Origin of the sequence: Undibacterium sp. Di24W (assembly GCF_049340325.1) — a bacterium.
Lineage (GTDB): Bacteria > Pseudomonadota > Gammaproteobacteria > Burkholderiales > Burkholderiaceae_D > Undibacterium.
In genome coordinates this window covers 155,918-173,118 of the sequence record NZ_JBMPOP010000009.1, presented here as the reverse complement: position 1 = coordinate 173,118, position 17,201 = coordinate 155,918, and the positions used below count along the sequence as shown (strand labels likewise).

The window sequence follows — 17,201 nt, the reverse complement described above, 5'->3', positions numbered from 1 at the left end:
GGAAACATTATGCGATCATTACTTGTGTGCGGTTTAGTATTAGGTGGATTTTTTCTAAGCGGTTTTACCAATGCAGCGGTGGTTAATCCAGTATTGGACAGTAAGTCTTGTGAGACACCGAAATATCCCAAAGCGTCATTGATCAACGAGGAGACTGGAACTGTTACAATGGCGTTTCTCGTGTCAGCAGATGGCAAAGTGGTTGACTCAAAGGTTGATACATCCAGTGGATCTAAGAGCTTAGACAAGGCTGCTATTGCGGCGTTTAGTTTGTGTAAGTTTAAGCCTGGTACAAAAGACGGCAAGGTTGAACAGATGTGGATCAAAGTTGATTTCGTCTGGAAGTTTTAAGTTTTTTCTAATTAAATAAAAGAGTTTGCTTATGAACGCTAAATTATCCGCAATCACGTCATGTTTGTTATTAACAGTTTCTGGTTTTACTTTTGCGGCCGATGTTTCGCCGGTGATGGATGCTAAGTCGTGTGATCAACCAAAGTATCCAAAAGCCGCATTGATGAATGAGGAAACTGGAACGGTAACAATGGGTTTCCTGATTGCCGCTGATGGTAAGGTAGTCGAGTCTAAAGTCGAAAAATCTAGCGGCTCTAAAAGTCTGGATAAAGCGGCTTTATCTGCGTTGAGTTTGTGTAAATTTAAACCGGGCTCGAAAGATGGCAAGCCTGATCAATTATGGGCAAAAGTTGATTTCGTATGGAAGTTGGAATAGTCATTGTGCGTTTTGTTTTACCTATGTAAGCCCGCCAGGTTTTCTGTGGCGGGTTTTGTTTTTGGATGAATGCATCGCTATAGCTTAATAGAGATTTCTTTTGAAAGAGTTTATATGCACATGACGTTTATGAATGATGCTTGGCATGAGGGCAATGCCCCGATTCTAGGCGCGATGGATCATGCGGTATGGCTTGGTTCTTCGATATTCGATGGAGCAAGATCAATTCGAGGGCGCTTGCCTGATTTGCGCTTGCATCTTGCGCGTGCGACTCGTTCGGCCGAGTTACTTGGCTTAAACTGCCCCTACACGATTGAGCAGATGGAGCAGCTATGTCGAGATGGAATTACAAAATTTCCAGCTGATGCTGAACTCTATATTCGGCCTTTAATATTTGGCACCGAGGGATTACTCATTCCGAGCCAATCGGGATTCGCTTTGACATTGTTTGATGCACCTCTTCCTGCCTTTGCAGGCTTCTCATCTTGCCTGTCGACTTTGCAAAGACCCAATCCTCTAATGGCTCCGACAGACGCAAAAGCATCTTGCCTTTATCCAAATACCACTCGCGCACTACGTGACGCGAAAGCGCGTGGCTACGACAACGCCGTTGTTTGCGATATTCAGGGGCATGTTGCGGAATTCGCCACTGCAAATTTATTTTTTGTGGACCAGGCAGGGCAAGTGGTTACCCCTGTGGCGAATGGCTGTTTCTTGTCGGGTATTACGCGTGCTCGTGTGATTGGTTTATTAGCGACGCAGAAAATTAAGGTTGAAGAACGTAGCGTCCACCCTGATGAACTGCTCGACGCGCAAGAGATTTTTAATACTGGTAACTTCGGTAAAGTTTTACCTTGTACTCGTTATGAAAACCAAGACTTTCCTATAGGGCCGATTGCTACCTTGGCGCGAAAACTATACTTGGGATTTATGGAGACTGAATAGTACGAGGTTCAGCTGTAACATTTATTTTATTGTGATTTTTAGATACTAAAGAAAAAACCGCTCAATCAGTATCGATTGAGCGGTTTTTATTTTAGGACTAGATAGCCCGCAGGGAATCAATCATTAGCGTAAATATCGACGTCTTTGGTTTCTTTAATAAACAACATACCAATGACGAAAGTCGCCGAGGCCACAATGATCGGGTACCACAAACCGTTATACATATTGCCGGTTTGTGCGACGATGGCCACGCCTGTTGCTGGCAATAAGCCACCAAACCAACCGTTACCGATATGGTATGGGAGCGACATGGATGTGTAACGAATACGGGTCGGGAACATTTCCACCAACATTGCTGCGATAGGTCCGTAGACCATCGTTACATAAACCACCAAGATTGACAGAATCAAGACGACCATTGGCTTGTTCAGGCTTGCAGGGTCAGCTTTAGCGGGATAGCCAGCGGCACGCAGAGAATCAACAACTGATTTTTTGAACGCGGTGTCTTTTGCTTTTGCATCGGCGGCAGCCATGCCGTTGGAAGAATACGATTCAATCACGGTTGCGCCAATTGAGATTTTCGCTGGCCCCGTACCTTCGACTGTTTCGTAGCTCGCAGAGTTCGCTGCTAAAACTTGCTTCGCAATATCACATGAGCTGGTGAACTTCTTAGTGCCTGTCGGATTGAATTGGAATGAGCATTCAGCAGGATCGGCAGTCACGACAATTTTGTTTGCTGCTTGTGCCGCGGCCAGAGCTGGGTTTGCCGCTTCTGTTAATGCTTTGAACAGAGGGAAGTAAGTCAACGCAGCAATTAAGCAACCCGCCATAATAATAGGCTTACGACCAATTTTGTCGGACAAAGCGCCAAAAATAACGAAGAATGGTGTACCGATGATGAGTGATGCTGCGATCATCAGATTCGCCGTTGCATTGTCAACTTTCAATGTGTTGGTCAAGAAGAACAAGGCGTAGAACTGCCCCGTGTACCAAACCACTGCTTGGCCTGCTGTTAAACCAACTAAAGCCAGAATAACGATCTTCAAATTGCTCCATTTACCGAAGGATTCGGTCAATGGTGCTTTGGAAACTTTACCTTCAGACTTCATCTTGGCAAAGGCAGGCGATTCATTCATGGACATACGAATCCAGACTGAAATGATCAGCAATAGTGCCGATACCCAGAACGGAATACGCCAGCCCCAATCGGCGAATTGATCTTCACCGACTGCTGTTCTTGCGCCCAAGATCACTAATAAAGATAAAAACAAACCCAAAGTAGCGGTAGTTTGAATCCATGAAGTGAAGAAGCCACGCTTATCGGCAGGGGAATGCTCCGCAACATAGGTTGCAGCACCACCGTACTCGCCGCCTAATGCTAAGCCTTGCAACATACGCAGAGCGATCAGCAACACAGGGGCGGCAATGCCTATCATTTCGTAGCCAGGTAAGCAGCCAACAATAAAAGTTGAGCCGCCCATAATGACGATGGTAACTAGAAAGGTGTATTTACGGCCGATCATGTCGCCTAAACGCCCGAACACTAAGGCGCCAAACGGACGAACAATAAAACCTGCTGCGAAAGCCAGCAAGGAGAAGATCATTTGTGAGTTGGGGTCAAGTGCTGTGAAAAATTTCTTACCGATCACGGCAGCGAGCGTGCCGTAAAGATAAAAGTCATACCATTCAAATACAGTTCCTAACGAAGATGCGAAAATAACCTTCCGCTCCTCTTTGGTCATACCTGCAGATGCAACATTTGGGTTTGCCATATTGTGTCTCCTCCTTAGGGTAGTTGTTTTGTTACTAAATTTACGTGCTATAAACCCTCATATATTTATTTTTCACCTCATAAACTATCAACTTTGCTTCTAAATGACAATCGAAATATGCCCAAAAGCCCCAAAAAAGTATATAAAGTTTGTGACTTTTGAATAAACGTAAAATTGTGTTGTGTTCAGGCATACTGCAGTTTGAATTCATGTACGGTGCTATTGGTAAATATTCCCATAGGATGTACATTAAATTTGTGAAGCATCGTTAAGCTTTGCGATAAATCAACTTGTTCCTTGTCTATGATTCAAGAAACTTCGTCTGTACGTGAACCATTGTGTTGCGATGTGCTGGTGATAGGTGGTGGAATCAATGGCGTGGGTATCGCCAGGGATGCTGCCGGGCGAGGGCTAAAAGTCATTCTATGTGAGAAAGATGATTTGGCCTCCCATACCTCTTCAGCCTCATCTAAGTTGATTCATGGTGGCTTGCGCTACCTGGAATATTATGAGTTCTCGTTGGTACGTAAGGCGCTTCAGGAACGCGAGGACTTAATGCGTCTGGCACCACACCTGATTCGGCCATTGCGTTTTGTGATGCCCTATGTCGCTGGTTTACGACCGCGTTGGATTTTACGTTGTGGTCTATTCCTCTATGATCACTTGGCCAGACGTGATTTGTTACCAGGTACAGAATCCTGTTATTTACGCGAACATGAAGTCGGCACTGGGCTCAAATCAGATTTGAAATTTGGGTTTATGTATTCAGATGCTTGGGTAGATGATGCTCGTTTGGTGGTGTTAAATGCGATGGACGCACAACAACGTGGTGCTCAGATCTTTACACGAACACGTTGCAACCACCTGGAGGCAAAAAATGGTCGTTGGTTGGCACAACTAAGCCGCCGGAAATTCGCCTCAGACAGTTCAGATAATTCGAATGATGAACAGCTGCTAGTGAACGCGGCCTGTGTCGTCAACGCGAGCGGTGCTTGGGTTGCTGATCTGCAAGCAAAATTTACGTCCCAATCTGTAACGCAGAAAATGCGATTGGTAAAGGGTAGTCACATCGTTGTTAATAGTCTTTTCTCGCACGAGAATGCATACATCTTTCAGCATCCGGATGGACGCATCGTATTCGCCATACCTTACGAAAAAAAGTTTACATTAATAGGTACTACCGATATCGAATACCAAGGGAGACCGGACGAATTTAAGTCTGAGATAAGTGATGAAGAAATTGCTTATCTGTGCAACTTAAGTAATCAATATTTTGCACACCAAATTTCAGTGCAGGATGTGTTGTGGTCCTACGCGGGAGTTCGTCCTTTGGTTGATGACGGGCAATCCGATAGTAAATCAATTACTCGAGATTATCGGTTGGAGTTGGAGTTGGATTTGGATGTGGCACCCATCTTGCATGTCTTTGGTGGCAAAATAACGACGTATCGCCGCTTGGCAGAAGACGCTTTGAGCTTGCTTTCAAAGCCACTTTCCTCAATTAAAGCCGTTCAGCCCGCCTGGACCAAAACTGCATTGTTGCCAGGCGGTGATTTATTTTCCACATTGCCAGATAACCAGAATGTCTTGCGACGTGGCGATTTTATCCAAGCTTGTTGTTTGCAATATCCTTGGGCGCCCAATACTTGGGTCGCGCGTTTGGCTGCAAGTTATGGGACACGCATTCATCGCATTCTCGAGGGCTGCGTTGACCAAACTAGCTTAGGAGATCAAGTTCTACCTGGCCTATATACTTGCGAAATTCGCTATTTAATACACGAGGAGTTTGCTCAGACCGCACGCGACATTTTGTGGCGCCGAACAAAATTAGGCTTGCATTTGGCAGCTGACGCGGAATCTATTTTGGATAACTGGTTAGCAGGTCGGAGCTAAGTTGAATAAACGGATTGTTATTGTGTCGATAAACCTTTGATTTTCTTCTCGTCGCTTGTATTTGCCATCTATCCATAAAAATTTGCACTATGTCGCTATGCGATAGGCATTTTGATCCCATCTCTCTAAAGTGACACCATGCATGAGCGCTAACGCGCAAATTTCGATAATGCCATTGGAGGGGAAAAGATCATGAACAAAACAGAATATATAAATACCTTGCGACAAGAATTGCAAGGACTGCCGGCATCGGTGATCGATGCAACACTTGCCAGTTATGAGAAAAAATTCCAAGACGGAATCAGTCTAGGTTTGAGTGAAACAGAAATCTCTCAAAAATTAGCGAATCCACGTCTAGTGGCGGCTCAGCAACGAGCAAATGCACGATTTCAAAATCTTAAAAGGAATCTAGGTCCCGGCAATATTTTTGGTTTTTTTATTGCGTTGATTGGTCTGGTTATTTTTAACTTCTTCATGTTGGTGCCAGCGATTCTGTATGGCGTCTTTTTGTTTTGTGCTTACTTGTTTTCTATGGCGTTGTACTTGAGCGCGACGGTTATGATTGCCGCCAGCCTTTCTGGGGTGCCAGCAATGGAATTTAAGTTGCCTGGTTATCATTATAGTCATTCAGCCGCACAAGTCACTCGTAGCCTAAGGCATTCCCATGTGGGCAGTGTTTCTGTTGATATTAGCGAAGCAGGGATTCAGGTAAACAAAGATAAGACAGATAAGTTAGTCCACTTACCTGAAGCCAATGAGGACGTCGTTTTTCATACTGACAATCGACTAGGCAAAATACATATTAAAAACCGCATGGAAACACGACATTTCTTTTTTGGTATAGGTATGCTGATCGGTGCTACAGGCTTGCTTTTGTTGTGCCTCTGGTTGACAAGGTTGAGTGTCATTGGCTTTGGAAAGTATTTACTTTGGACGGTTTCACTATTACGCGGTCCTGTGCGTTCTGAAACCACTATTCTTGCCTGATCTTGGAGAACTACATGAAATCTTTCTTAAAATTCGGAGTAGCTTTGGTATTGTTCGGCTTGCTGTTGTCGGCACTTGGTGTTGGTATTATTCGGTCCCATGCGGTTAAGTCACAAGCCGCGCCCGTAGCTGCTTCAGAAACCGATTCCAGTAACGCTAGTGCCCCTGCCACTAAGCCGACTAAGCCCTAGTTTTGTCAATACAAGCAACTACGCGATGATGCCTGATATTTTTTTTAAAAACAGGCATCATTGGTTTGCTCATGAACCCGAATTTGTGTGAAATCTTACCTGGGAAATAGATGTTGGTCTGCCGACCAATGTCGTTTTACTATTTTGGTGGCGAAAATCGATCGTAAAATAAGAGACAAATCTAGCCTATGGTCAAAATAATTATGTGACTGCAGTGAAAAGCATACAGTTCACCGCCAAGTAGCTCGTCTTTATTTGCGCTATGCGTCTTTCTACGATAATCTTTGAACGTTTGCTATTCTTCATATATCGAAGTGTAAGTCTTGGATATATTCGTTTAGCTGTTTTCGTTCACACTGACTATTCCGGATTTATGACTACTGTTCAAAGTAAAAGCTTACTAGCGTTATTGTTCGCGACTTGTTTCATGGCGGCTGGGGCATACGCTCAGCAGAATACTATGCAGTTCGTGAGTGCAGCAAATGCCAAAGTCGCGAAAGCGTCGGCTCTGAAATCAAAATGGGAAGGTCCAAGCTCAGGTCCTCAACTTCAAAAAGATAAAAAGATCGTTTTTATTGCGCATGACATGAGTGACGCTGGAATTTATGGCGTGTTTAATGGAATAAAAGAGGCTGTCGCCGGTACTGGTTGGCAAGTTCTTTCTATCGATTGTCGCGGCCAGTGCAATATCGGTGCTGGCATTGTGCAGCAAGCATTGGACATGAAACCAAACGGCATTGTATTGGCGGGAGTTGATGCCGCAAGCCAGGCTAAAGGTTTAGCTGCCGCCGGTGAAGCCAAGGTGCCAGTCGTCGGTTGGCATGCAAGTGCAAAAGCCGCAGGTGTTCCTGGCCTTTTTGCTAATATCACGACGGATCCTAAAGAAGCTGCGCAGATCGCGGCTTTGTTTGGCGCAGCTGAATCTAGCAATAAAGCGGGTATTGTCGTTTTTACTGATACTTCAACGCCATATATGGCGACCAAGTCGGGTGCTATTGTGGAAGTGTTGCGCCAGTGCGACGCATGCCGGATTCTGAGCGTAGAGGATTTGCCGGTGGCTGAATCACGTAAGAAATTCCCTACTTTAATTGACTCTTTAGTCAAACGGAATGGCAGTAAGTGGACGCATGTCATTGCTGTTAATGATGTGTATTTTGACATGCTGGACAAGCCCGAGATTGAGAAATTAATTGCAGGTAATAAGCTGCGCGGCATTTCTGCCGGTGATGGTTCTCCAAATGCGTTCAAACGCATACGCAAAGGCGATCTGCAAATAAGTACTGTGCCTGAACCTCTGTATTTGCATGGCTGGCAAATTGTCGATGAAATGAATCGCGCTTTCTCTAAAGTCAGCCCCAGCGGCTATAATGCACCTCTGCATTTAGTGACGCTGCAAAACATTACTTACGATGGAGGGCAAAAAGATATGTTTGATCCTTCGAGTGATTTTCGTGCCAAGTACTTGTCATATTGGGGCAAGTAATATGCGCAATGGATAAACAGAAAGGGCGAGCATATCGCCCTTTTTTTATTTTATATTGATTGATTATGAATAAGTCAGAAGCCATACATATTGCCAATGAGTCGTTGCGCTCTAACTCATTAAATGAGAGCAATACACAGTTTTCTCAATTGGTAAGGTATGTCAGCGACGAGGGGTGGTGGCTGAATATTCCGTTAGCTAATTTTAAGAAAGAGTGTCATTTCTTAATCTGCAATGAGAAAGCAAGAGTGATTCGACATTTGATGATTAAACCGAATAATATCCTGAGTCCCGCGACGAAGTTTCGAGTCAAAGATGGCGTCGCCGATGTCTTTATTTCTGCTGCAAATTCCAAGAAAATGGTGGACATCCTACAAGGTGGCAGTAAGTACAGCTTTAACAAACACTTGGTTGATGAGCATCGTTACTGACACTTGTACTATTTTGTTAGATAGCCTCTCAGCCCTTGTAAGCCGCCGGTATGAATTGCCACCACCCTTTCACCTTTGACAAATTTCCCAGATCGACATAGTTCCGCCAAAGCAAAAAGCATCTTTCCTGTGTAAACGGGTTCAACGGGTATCTTTGTTTGTTGGAAAAACTGCTCGCAAAACTGAAGCAATGCTGGCGACGCCTTGGCGAATCCGCCCTGCGCGAAGTCAAGCAGGATTTCAAAATTTTGATAAGCTGGTTGGCCTGCGTCTAATAGCAATTGCTGCACTTGTTGACGTAAGTACCCAGCATTGCTAACCGCAGCGATGCCAATAACTCGACCTTGGCCACGTAAGCCTGCCAATATGCCCGCCAAGCTGGCACCCGTTCCACACGCAAGCACGATGGTATCAGGTGTCCTACCCAAATCCTGTTTTAATTCATCGACTAATTCAGCCATGCCAGTTAGGGCCAGCGCGTTACTGCCACCTTCAGGTAACCATAAATATTCCTTGGGATCTTGGGTGACCCAATTTTTCCAAATATCCGGCTGGTCGCGTAATTTGCGATAGTCTTCGCGTGAGACGAATTGAAGTTGCATTCCAGCAGATTGACAATCTGATAGTGTGGCATTTAAAGCTGAGTGTTCAGCATGCAAGCCGCGTACTAGGCCGACCGAGCTCAAGCCGAGTAATTGCGCGGCATGCGCCAAAGCATGTAGATGATTTGACCACGCACCACCCATCGATATTAAGATAGGGCGATTCTTACTTGCCTGAATCAGGTTATATTTCAATTTTCGAAATTTATTACCTGAGACGCTAGGGTGTAGCAGATCATCACGTTTCATCCATAATTGGATATTCGGGAAAATATCATTTAGCAATGGCTCCAGCGGTGAAGAAAACGACAAAAGTGGCATGGGAACTTGCTCAAGCTTTACAAGGTGGTAAAGTGCCTATTGTAAGCTGGGTCGTGTCAGTCAATGTAGATTCATGTATGTAGGTTCGTAGAATGGGTTTTGTTCTTCACACACTATTGATTTAACTTCAAGATGCCAAGAAATACCAAACAGACCATACCCTTCGTGCAACAGCAGTTGATGGAAGCGATTGCACAAATCAAAGAGGGAAATACGAAAGAGGATGTTCTACCTAAGTTAGAAACGGTCATGTCGCATTTGCAAACTTTGGCAACGCATGATCATTTGACTGGCGCCTTGAACCGTAACACTCTAATAGAACGCCTGGATGGTGAATTGCAGCGCTCTAAACGGACTGGACATACCTTTACGGTGGCATTGATCGGTATTGATCGATTGCCGGAAGTAATGGAGTTGTACGGGCAGGACGTGACCAAACGTATTTTGCAGATCGTGACTCAGGAGGCGATTCACGTATTACGTAACCTAGATTCTTTTGGGCGCATTGGCGCTACCGAATTTGCGATCGTTATGCCAACAACTTGGTTGGATCAAAGTATGGTGGCAATTCGTCGTATCAAAGAAAATTTGCAGGCGTATGATTGGACTGATGTTGCCGAGGGCCTGCAAGTCACATTCTGCACTGGGCTAACGCCTAACGCGCCAGGTGATATGGCTGATAAAGTTCTGTTACGAGCGCAAAAAGCATTGCACAAGGCTCGCGATACTGGTCCCGACTCGCTGGTGCAAATCGATGCAGATATTCCAGACTACGATCCTACGCAAGAGTAATCATAAGCGTTTCCTCTCTTGGAACTTTTTTGTCCACGTTTGAGTCTGAGCTTGTCGTAAATCGAATTTACAAATCAGAGCGACAACGTGCACTCGTGAGCCATGCATTTTAGTTTTTTTTGCAGCTTGGACCTTTAATCCGCTTGATCCAATAACAAATCCTTTGAAAGGTGGCTGTTCTATGAACGCTCGTTTCCCTAGTCAATTAATTGTTTCTTCGGTGCTGGTAGCCCTTTGCAGCATGCAAACAGGTTATGCCGAGCCGACCAGTGCTGGTATCGCCGCTGCCGTCGCCAGCGCAGTTGATGAGAAAGACCAAGCGATACTGCGCGCTGAGTATATCCGTAAGAACTACACGAAATTTGAATACCGAATTCCAGTGCGCGATGGCGCCTTGTTGTTCACATCGATTTATGTTCCAAATGATGCCAGTGCAACAAAGCGCTATCCGATTTTGCTGGTACGTACACCGTACACCGTGGCGCCTTACGGCACGGATAAATATAAAACGCGCTTAGGCCCAACTGAACAGTATGAAAAAGAGGGATTCATTTTCGCATTTCAGGACGTCCGGGGTAAAAACATGTCAGAAGGTGAGTTCGTTAATATGCGGCCTCACATTGATAAAAAAATGAGTAAGAACGATATTGATGAAAGCAGCGATACCTACGACAGTATTGAGTGGATGATTAAGAACCTGCCTGACAATAATGGTAAAGTCGGTCAATGGGGTATTTCCTATCCGGGGTTTTATACTTCGGCAGGCGCGATTGATTCGCATCCAGCATTAAAAGCGGTATCTCCACAGGCACCCATTGCCGATTGGTTCCGCGGTGATGATATGCATAGAAATGGCGCTTTCAATGTGCAACTTGCGTTTAGCTTTTTCAGCGGGTTTGGCAAGCCAAGACCCGTACCTACCGACGTCAATAACGAACCTGCTTTCAATTGGGGTACACCAGACGCCTACCAGTTTTTCTTAGAACTTGGCCCTTTATCGAACGCAAATACCAAGTATTTGAAAAATGGTATCCCATTTTGGAATGAGCTGGCTCAACATCCCAATTACGATAGTTACTGGCAAGCGAAGAACTTATTACCACATTTGAAAAATATTAAAGCGGCCGTGATGACGGTAGGTGGTTGGTATGACACTGAAGATTTATATGGACCATTGCAGACCTACAAAGCGATAGAAAAAAATAATCCAGGCATTAGCAACACCTTGGTCATTGGACCTTGGGTGCACGGTGGCTGGACTAGTACTACTGGCGAGAAAGTCGGCGATGCTAGTTTTGGCTTTAAGACTGCTTACACTTATCAACCTATAGAATTTGCTTTCTTTAAACATCATTTAAAAGGCGGTGATAAACCCGCTTTGCCCGAAGCATGGGTATTTGAGACAGGGGCGAATCGTTGGCGTAGTTTTGACTCATGGCCACCAGTCAATACGCAAACAAAATCCTTGTATTTCAATGCCGATGGCAAGCTTAGTTTTGAGATGCCGAAGGCGGGTGAGGGGGCGTATGATGAATATGTTAGCGATCCAGCAAAACCTGTACCCTACACGACTGAGATTACCAACCGTTGGAGTAATCAATACGTCGCTGCAGATCAACGTTTTGCCAGCAGTCGCCCAGATGTACTGACTTATCAAACAGAAATTTTGGACCGTGATGTGACTTTTGCTGGGCCATTGGAAGCGTCTTTGTTTGTCAGTACCACTGGCAGTGATGCAGATTTTGTGGTGAAACTGATTGATGTTAATCCAAATAAAATGGATACAGCACCGGGCGAGCCGAATCGTGGTGCCCAGCAGACACTGGTGCGCGGTGAACCTTTCCGAGCACGTTTCCGCGATAGTTTTGAACATCCTAAAGCCTTCGTACCGAATGAGCCAACCAAGGTTAAGTTTGCCATCAATGATGTGATGCATACTTTTCAGCGTGGTCATCGCATCATGATACAAGTGCAGTCATCTTGGTTCCCTTTCATTGATCGCAATCCTCAAAAATTTGTCGATAATATTTTCGAAGCCAAGGAAAGTGATTTCATTAAAGCCAGTCACCGCTTATATCGCGGTGGTAGCAAGCTAAGTTCTCTACAGGTGCGAGTCTTGCCGGCAATCGATGAAAAACATTGAGCTAACGGTTTAAGGCTTAATGTAGGAAAAAACCTGCAATTTGTGGGTTTTTTTTCGCCCATATCCCGCGAACGAGCAGAAACTCGTTATGATATGAAAATATAAGTCTGCATAACTATAAGGTTAAGCAGATTTTCTTTTTTTGCTTACCTTTGTTTTTAAGTGTTGATTCAGTGTTAAATAAGACGCATCAATTATGTGAGTCGCTACGTATCGGTGTTGACGATTTACGGTTAGGCATGTTCATTACTGAATTAGATAAACCTTGGGTGCAGACGCCGTTCCTATTGCAAGGTTTTTTGCTCACTGAAGCATTAGATCTGCAGACATTGCACGGACTTGTGAAAGAATTGGTGATTGACCCTAGTCGTAGTAGCTCGCATTCCTTGCTGCATTTATCCTTTGATATTTTGTACGAGACAAAAGAAGTCGACGTCACAGGGAAGGCCATGCCGCCTAAATCGTCTGCAGAATTACGGGTACTACTTGATCAGCAACAAAATCAATTGGAGCGCGTAGTCAGTTGGTTGCATAGTAAATTTACCAAGTCCGATTACGCTCACGCTCAACGCATTCGTCATCATCACGCAAAAAAAACGCTGCATCCGCAAAAGGCCAAAATACCCGTTCAAGCAAGCGCGGACTTTGCCAGATTTGAGCAAAACATGCCTGATGATCCACATGATCAATCTCTAAATACCTTAAGTAAGACGAATACCGAGGCAATACGTCAGTTCGCGGTCAAAATGCAAGGTATGGAACCTCGCGATGTGACTTTGGCACATTTGAATTGGTGGGAACGATGGTTGCGCTGGGGCCAGCATGGACGCCATTTACATCGATCTTTATGGAATCGGCCAAAGCATCATAAGCAGCGCCGTCGTCCAGAATACGTACCCGATGAATTACATCTGGTTCATTATCATGACCAGCTTGCGATGGTGGATGAGTTATCGCGTGCTCGATTGGTAGTAGATCAAACCGATGCCTTGATTAAGAAGCTGCAAAATGATCTCAAAAACATGCAGTCTTTGGAATTGAAAGAAGTGCTGCCAACAGTGCAGTTGCTGTCGGATAGTGTAATTTCCAATCCTTCAGCATTGATGTGGCTGCTGCGAATGCGCTCGGAAAACATGGGTGTCGTATCGCACGCTTTGAAGGTGGCCGTTTATATGCTGACTTTAGGACGCCATATCGGCTTCTCTAAACAACAACTTATTGAATTAGGATTCATAGGTTTATTGCTCGATATCGGTAAATTGGAGATTCCGCCAGGCTTGTTACAGAAACCTGCGAAGTTATCGAAGGAAGAATTATCCATCATGCGCCGTCATGTTCACGCGAGCATTCAGTTATTGGAAGCCCAGGAGCCGCTCAGCGAAAATGTCAGATTGGGCATCAATGAACACCATGAGCGAATGGATGGTAGTGGATATCCACGTGGCTTGATGGGAGCAGAAATCAGTATTTTTGGTCGTATGGCCGCAATTGCAGATAGCTTTGCAGCGATGACTTCGACTCGTCCTTATGGTGCAACTAGGTCCTCATTCGATGCTATGAAAGAATTGTTCCGGATGTCTGAAGGGCAGTTACATGCACCCTTGGTCGAAGAGTTTGTTCAGGCGATAGGTATTTTCCCAGTAGGAAGCCTGATTCAGTTAAATACTGGGGAAGTCGCTATCGTTCTTGAGCACAATAAATTAAAACGACTTGACCCTAAAGTGTTACTTCTGACCAAGGCTGACCAGTCTCTTTTAGAGAAACCCATGATGTTAGATTTAATGCAGCAAAATGTGATCGATAATGGTGAGCGCGTCAGCATTATGCGCGGTCTGCCAGATGGCGCTTATGGTCTGGTTTGTCACGATTTTTATAAGGCATAGAGGACATCATGACTGCTAGGCCCATGAATACCTTGGTTCCTCACCTGACTGAGTTTATGCATCTGGTCGACGCCGAAATTCGCGCCGTTGACGAGCATCATGTGATGGCATTGTTGGTCGTTTCTTTACAGCGATCGGATCGTGTACAGGCATTATTGCATGCATCGTATGCCCAAATTGTTCAGCAGCATTTTTACGAATTGATACGTCCCAGTTTGCGAGAAAAAGATAGATTTGTTTTTGCAACTGACAATGAATGTTGGTTTCTATTGCCTCACTTGTCTTCTGAGGCTTTGGCTGTATTGGCGGTGCACCGCTTATTGGCGGCGATGAGCTCGCCGCTTAGCATAGAGTCTCAAACGATTTTTTTTCACCCAACTATCGGTATCGCTTGTGCCCCTTTGCACGCGCAGGATTCTTTTGAGTTGGTACGTATCGCTGATCAGGCAAAGAAGAATGCACAGCTAAATAATTTACGCTTTGAAATGGCGCAAATACAACGTGTTGAGCGTAGCCGCCCTGATGATTTGCCGCAGGCAATTAAAGCCGTTCTTGATGAGAATGGCCTCGAAATGCGCTATCAGCCTAAGGTGGATTTACGCTCTAAGAGCATTAAGTCAGTTGAAGCCTTAGTGCGTTGGCCTAGTGACCATGCACAAGTGGTTGCGACAAATCTTCTCATTGATGTGGCAGAACAATATGGCTTAATTGAACAATTAACGCTGCAGGTTTTTAATAAAGTTCTGCAAGAAGCAGCGAGTTGGGAGAAAAAAGGTTTACATGTTGTGGTCTGGATTAATTTGTCTGCGCGTCTATTAGCGTTGCAGCAGTTACCGAAAATGTTAGAACGATGTCTGAATGTCTGGAATATGCCAGCCAGTGCCATTGGTTTAGAAATTACAGAAAGCGCTTTCATCCACGATATCGAACATACGACTGCATTGCTATTTGAATTGAAACGATTGGGTTTTCGTCTCTCAATTGATGACTTTGGTACTGGGTATTCTTCTTTGGCTTATTTACGCCGTTTTCCGATAGATGAACTAAAAATTGACAAGTTATTTGTGCAAGGTATGAGCAGTTCGCGACAAGATAAGCAGATCGTGCAAAGTATTATTGGCTTAGCGCATAACTTTGGTTTATCTGTGGTGGCAGAAGGGGTTGAGCAGGAAGAGACCTTGAATACCTTGCGACTGATGGGCTGTGATGAAATTCAAGGCTATTATTTTGCCCATCCTATGCCCGGAGAAAAGCTTTTGACTTGGTGTGAAGAGTTTCACAGAACCAGCATGGAGCGTTTGTAAGCCGTTTCTACTCGGTTTGCCGTATCGGCTTTTTAATAGCATTTTGTTTTTAGTGATGAAAGTGTACAAAGTGAGTTCACAGTCTAGTTCGGATACACACAGCATTTTGACTTCAAGCACCGAAAATCGTCGGCGCTTGCGTATCGGCTTGATTGCGAATCGTGCGCATCAAGATGCGGCAGACTCCGCCTTGGTTCAGTTATTTGTCAGAGCCCGCGAAGCAATCCATATTTTAGATATCGAATGGGTAGTGGTCGGCAGAACCTTGGATGCTATTCATAGCCATGGACTACAGAATATTTGCTCACCACATAGTCGATTCCCTTATGGGCGTGATGGTGGCTTGATGAAACTAGTTGCGCACGTAGTAAACCGTGATCCAGATAATTCAGTGGATGCGGTGATTTATTTGATTGATCCTGTTGATTATTCGTCGATTTTTCCCGAAGCCTTAGCTCTAAAACGTCAGTGTGTAATTCACGGAAAACCCTATTTATCAACGCTGGCAGGCGCGTGTGAATGGTTGGAATTAGAAGCAACCGCGGTTGGCGCAACGCTCTCTGTGAACGGCGCAGCGGGTTTAGATTTAGCAAATGAGCGTATCGCTTTAATCGCGCATGATGCGTTAAAACAGAACATGTTACAGATAGCGGAAAAACATTTCGCTTTGCTGGATCAATTTGAGCATCGCTACGCGACAGGTACTACCGGTTCTTTATTGAATCAACTGGCGCAAAAGATCAAAGGTGAGGAGGCGGCGCGAAATTGGGTGCAACCGTTTTTGTCAGGTCCTATGGGAGGCGACGCACAGATTGCAGAATTGGTTTTAGAGAGAAAAATTCGACGTATTTTATTTCTCGAAGATCCGCATGTGGCCCGCCAGCATGAGGCCGATATACAGTTACTTGAACGTGCGGCCCGTACTGTTACCGATTTTGCTTTGGTCGTGAGCGATGGACAGGGATCTGATCGCTGGTTGCGCCTGTTGAGCCAACGAATCGCGACCACATTTTGAATCACGAATAAAAGTCTTCAATTTATTTTGTTTATTTACCTGCACACGCATAGAAATAAGAAAGCAAGTCCGGCTAAGTAAACTTGAAAATAGTGTGATTTTTGTATTGATTCGGTACAATCGTCGTTTTAATCATTGATCTGGGTAGCCTTGAATTAATTGATTTGTGCGCAGCACAGCAGTCCCGATCACAACGAAAGAAAATAAATTTATGACACGCAGATACTCCGATATGAATCAGCATGATGCTCTATACAAAGTAGCTCGTGCTTATCCAGGTGGTTTAGATGCCTTAGCGGCAAAAATGCAGATGTCTGTGAATGTCCTGCGCAATAAATTAGCGCCCGGTATAGAAACGCATTATCCGTCGTTTGAAGAGACTTCAGAAATTATCAATCTATGCCAAGCGGCCGGCGTGAAAGATGCCTTGTTGCCGGTGCATGCTTTCTTGGCGCGCCATGGTATGGCCGGATTTTTGGTGCCTGAACCACAAGAATTTACGGATGACGATTTGTCACAAACCGTTTGCCGTGTGATGAGTCAGGTCGGGAATGCGGCAGAAGCGGTTTCAGAAGCAATGTTGGATCGCGTGATTACTAATACCGAAGCGGATCTGATAGAACGGGAATTTCAAGCGGCTTTAGCAGCCATTGGTGAATGGCGCGCACGGATTCGCCAGCATCATAAGCCGACCTGAGTGACACAGGTCGCG

Annotated in this window: 16 protein-coding genes; 14 read left to right on the top strand and 2 right to left on the bottom strand. The window is 44.9% G+C overall.

The genetic code is table 11. The annotated features are described in order from the left end of the window. The first annotated feature begins 9 nt into the window (after positions 1–9). From ACO0KZ_RS18235 to ACO0KZ_RS18225, 3 genes are all read left to right on the top strand, one after another. Positions 10–351 (top strand): energy transducer TonB, encoded by a 342-nt coding sequence (locus ACO0KZ_RS18235; RefSeq protein ID WP_422997837.1) that lies wholly within the window; start codon positions 10–12, stop codon positions 349–351. Positions 352–382: 31 nt separating this feature from the next. After that, the gene (locus ACO0KZ_RS18230; RefSeq protein ID WP_422997835.1) at positions 383–727 is read left to right on the top strand and encodes an energy transducer TonB; all 345 of its coding nucleotides are present in this window, start codon (positions 383–385) and stop codon (positions 725–727) included. Positions 728–841: 114 nt separating this feature from the next. Continuing rightward, entirely contained in the window at positions 842–1,672 is an 831-nt protein-coding gene (locus ACO0KZ_RS18225; RefSeq protein ID WP_422997833.1) for a branched-chain amino acid aminotransferase, read from the top strand. Positions 1,673–1,788: 116 nt separating this feature from the next. Here the strand turns inward: ACO0KZ_RS18225 and ACO0KZ_RS18220 are convergent, their stop codons facing one another. After that, positions 1,789–3,444 carry an MFS transporter gene (locus ACO0KZ_RS18220; RefSeq protein ID WP_422997831.1) on the bottom strand — a complete coding sequence of 552 codons (1,656 nt, stop codon included), beginning with the start codon at positions 3,442–3,444 and terminating at the stop codon, positions 1,789–1,791. 303 nt (positions 3,445–3,747) lie between these two features. Between ACO0KZ_RS18220 and glpD the strand changes: the two genes are divergently transcribed. The 5 genes from glpD to ACO0KZ_RS18195 all read left to right on the top strand — a co-directional run bounded on the left by glpD (position 3,748) and on the right by ACO0KZ_RS18195 (position 8,429). Then, positions 3,748–5,337 carry a glycerol-3-phosphate dehydrogenase gene (glpD, locus tag ACO0KZ_RS18215; RefSeq protein WP_422997873.1) on the top strand — a complete coding sequence of 530 codons (1,590 nt, stop codon included), beginning with the start codon at positions 3,748–3,750 and terminating at the stop codon, positions 5,335–5,337. A 192-nt stretch (positions 5,338–5,529) separates the two neighbouring features. Continuing rightward, positions 5,530–6,324, top strand: coding sequence for a DUF1700 domain-containing protein (locus tag ACO0KZ_RS18210; protein WP_422997829.1), 795 nt, complete (start codon positions 5,530–5,532; stop codon positions 6,322–6,324). Between the two features lie 14 nt (positions 6,325–6,338). Further along, positions 6,339–6,515 carry a hypothetical protein gene (locus tag ACO0KZ_RS18205; RefSeq protein WP_422997827.1) on the top strand — a complete coding sequence of 59 codons (177 nt, stop codon included), beginning with the start codon at positions 6,339–6,341 and terminating at the stop codon, positions 6,513–6,515. A 460-nt stretch (positions 6,516–6,975) separates the two neighbouring features. Then, positions 6,976–7,998: a substrate-binding domain-containing protein gene (locus ACO0KZ_RS18200; protein WP_422997825.1), complete on the top strand. Its 1,023-nt coding sequence runs from the start codon at positions 6,976–6,978 to the stop codon at positions 7,996–7,998. 65 nt (positions 7,999–8,063) lie between these two features. Then, the gene (locus ACO0KZ_RS18195) at positions 8,064–8,429 is read left to right on the top strand and encodes a hypothetical protein (RefSeq protein WP_422997824.1); all 366 of its coding nucleotides are present in this window, start codon (positions 8,064–8,066) and stop codon (positions 8,427–8,429) included. An 8-nt stretch (positions 8,430–8,437) separates the two neighbouring features. Here the strand turns inward: ACO0KZ_RS18195 and ACO0KZ_RS18190 are convergent, their stop codons facing one another. Further along, positions 8,438–9,352 carry a 1-aminocyclopropane-1-carboxylate deaminase/D-cysteine desulfhydrase gene (locus ACO0KZ_RS18190; RefSeq protein WP_422997823.1) on the bottom strand — a complete coding sequence of 305 codons (915 nt, stop codon included), beginning with the start codon at positions 9,350–9,352 and terminating at the stop codon, positions 8,438–8,440. A gap of 132 nt (positions 9,353–9,484) precedes the next feature. On the opposite strand from ACO0KZ_RS18190, the gene ACO0KZ_RS18185 reads away from it, so the two are divergent. The 6 genes from ACO0KZ_RS18185 to ACO0KZ_RS18160 all read left to right on the top strand — a co-directional run bounded on the left by ACO0KZ_RS18185 (position 9,485) and on the right by ACO0KZ_RS18160 (position 17,186). Then, a complete protein-coding gene (locus tag ACO0KZ_RS18185; protein WP_422997821.1) occupies positions 9,485–10,144 on the top strand; it encodes a GGDEF domain-containing protein in 660 nt (219 codons plus the stop codon). 181 nt (positions 10,145–10,325) lie between these two features. Then, positions 10,326–12,287 carry a CocE/NonD family hydrolase gene (locus ACO0KZ_RS18180; RefSeq protein WP_422997819.1) on the top strand — a complete coding sequence of 654 codons (1,962 nt, stop codon included), beginning with the start codon at positions 10,326–10,328 and terminating at the stop codon, positions 12,285–12,287. 173 nt (positions 12,288–12,460) lie between these two features. Continuing rightward, a complete protein-coding gene (locus tag ACO0KZ_RS18175) occupies positions 12,461–14,170 on the top strand; it encodes an HD-GYP domain-containing protein (protein ID WP_422997817.1) in 1,710 nt (569 codons plus the stop codon). Positions 14,171–14,178: 8 nt separating this feature from the next. After that, the gene (locus ACO0KZ_RS18170; protein ID WP_422997815.1) at positions 14,179–15,474 is read left to right on the top strand and encodes a bifunctional diguanylate cyclase/phosphodiesterase; all 1,296 of its coding nucleotides are present in this window, start codon (positions 14,179–14,181) and stop codon (positions 15,472–15,474) included. 106 nt (positions 15,475–15,580) lie between these two features. After that, complete coding sequence (locus tag ACO0KZ_RS18165) at positions 15,581–16,489, top strand: methylglyoxal synthase (protein WP_422997871.1); 909 nt, start codon at positions 15,581–15,583, stop codon at positions 16,487–16,489. 211 nt (positions 16,490–16,700) lie between these two features. Continuing rightward, positions 16,701–17,186: a phage regulatory CII family protein gene (locus ACO0KZ_RS18160; protein ID WP_422997813.1), complete on the top strand. Its 486-nt coding sequence runs from the start codon at positions 16,701–16,703 to the stop codon at positions 17,184–17,186. Positions 17,187–17,201: the final 15 nt, after the last annotated feature.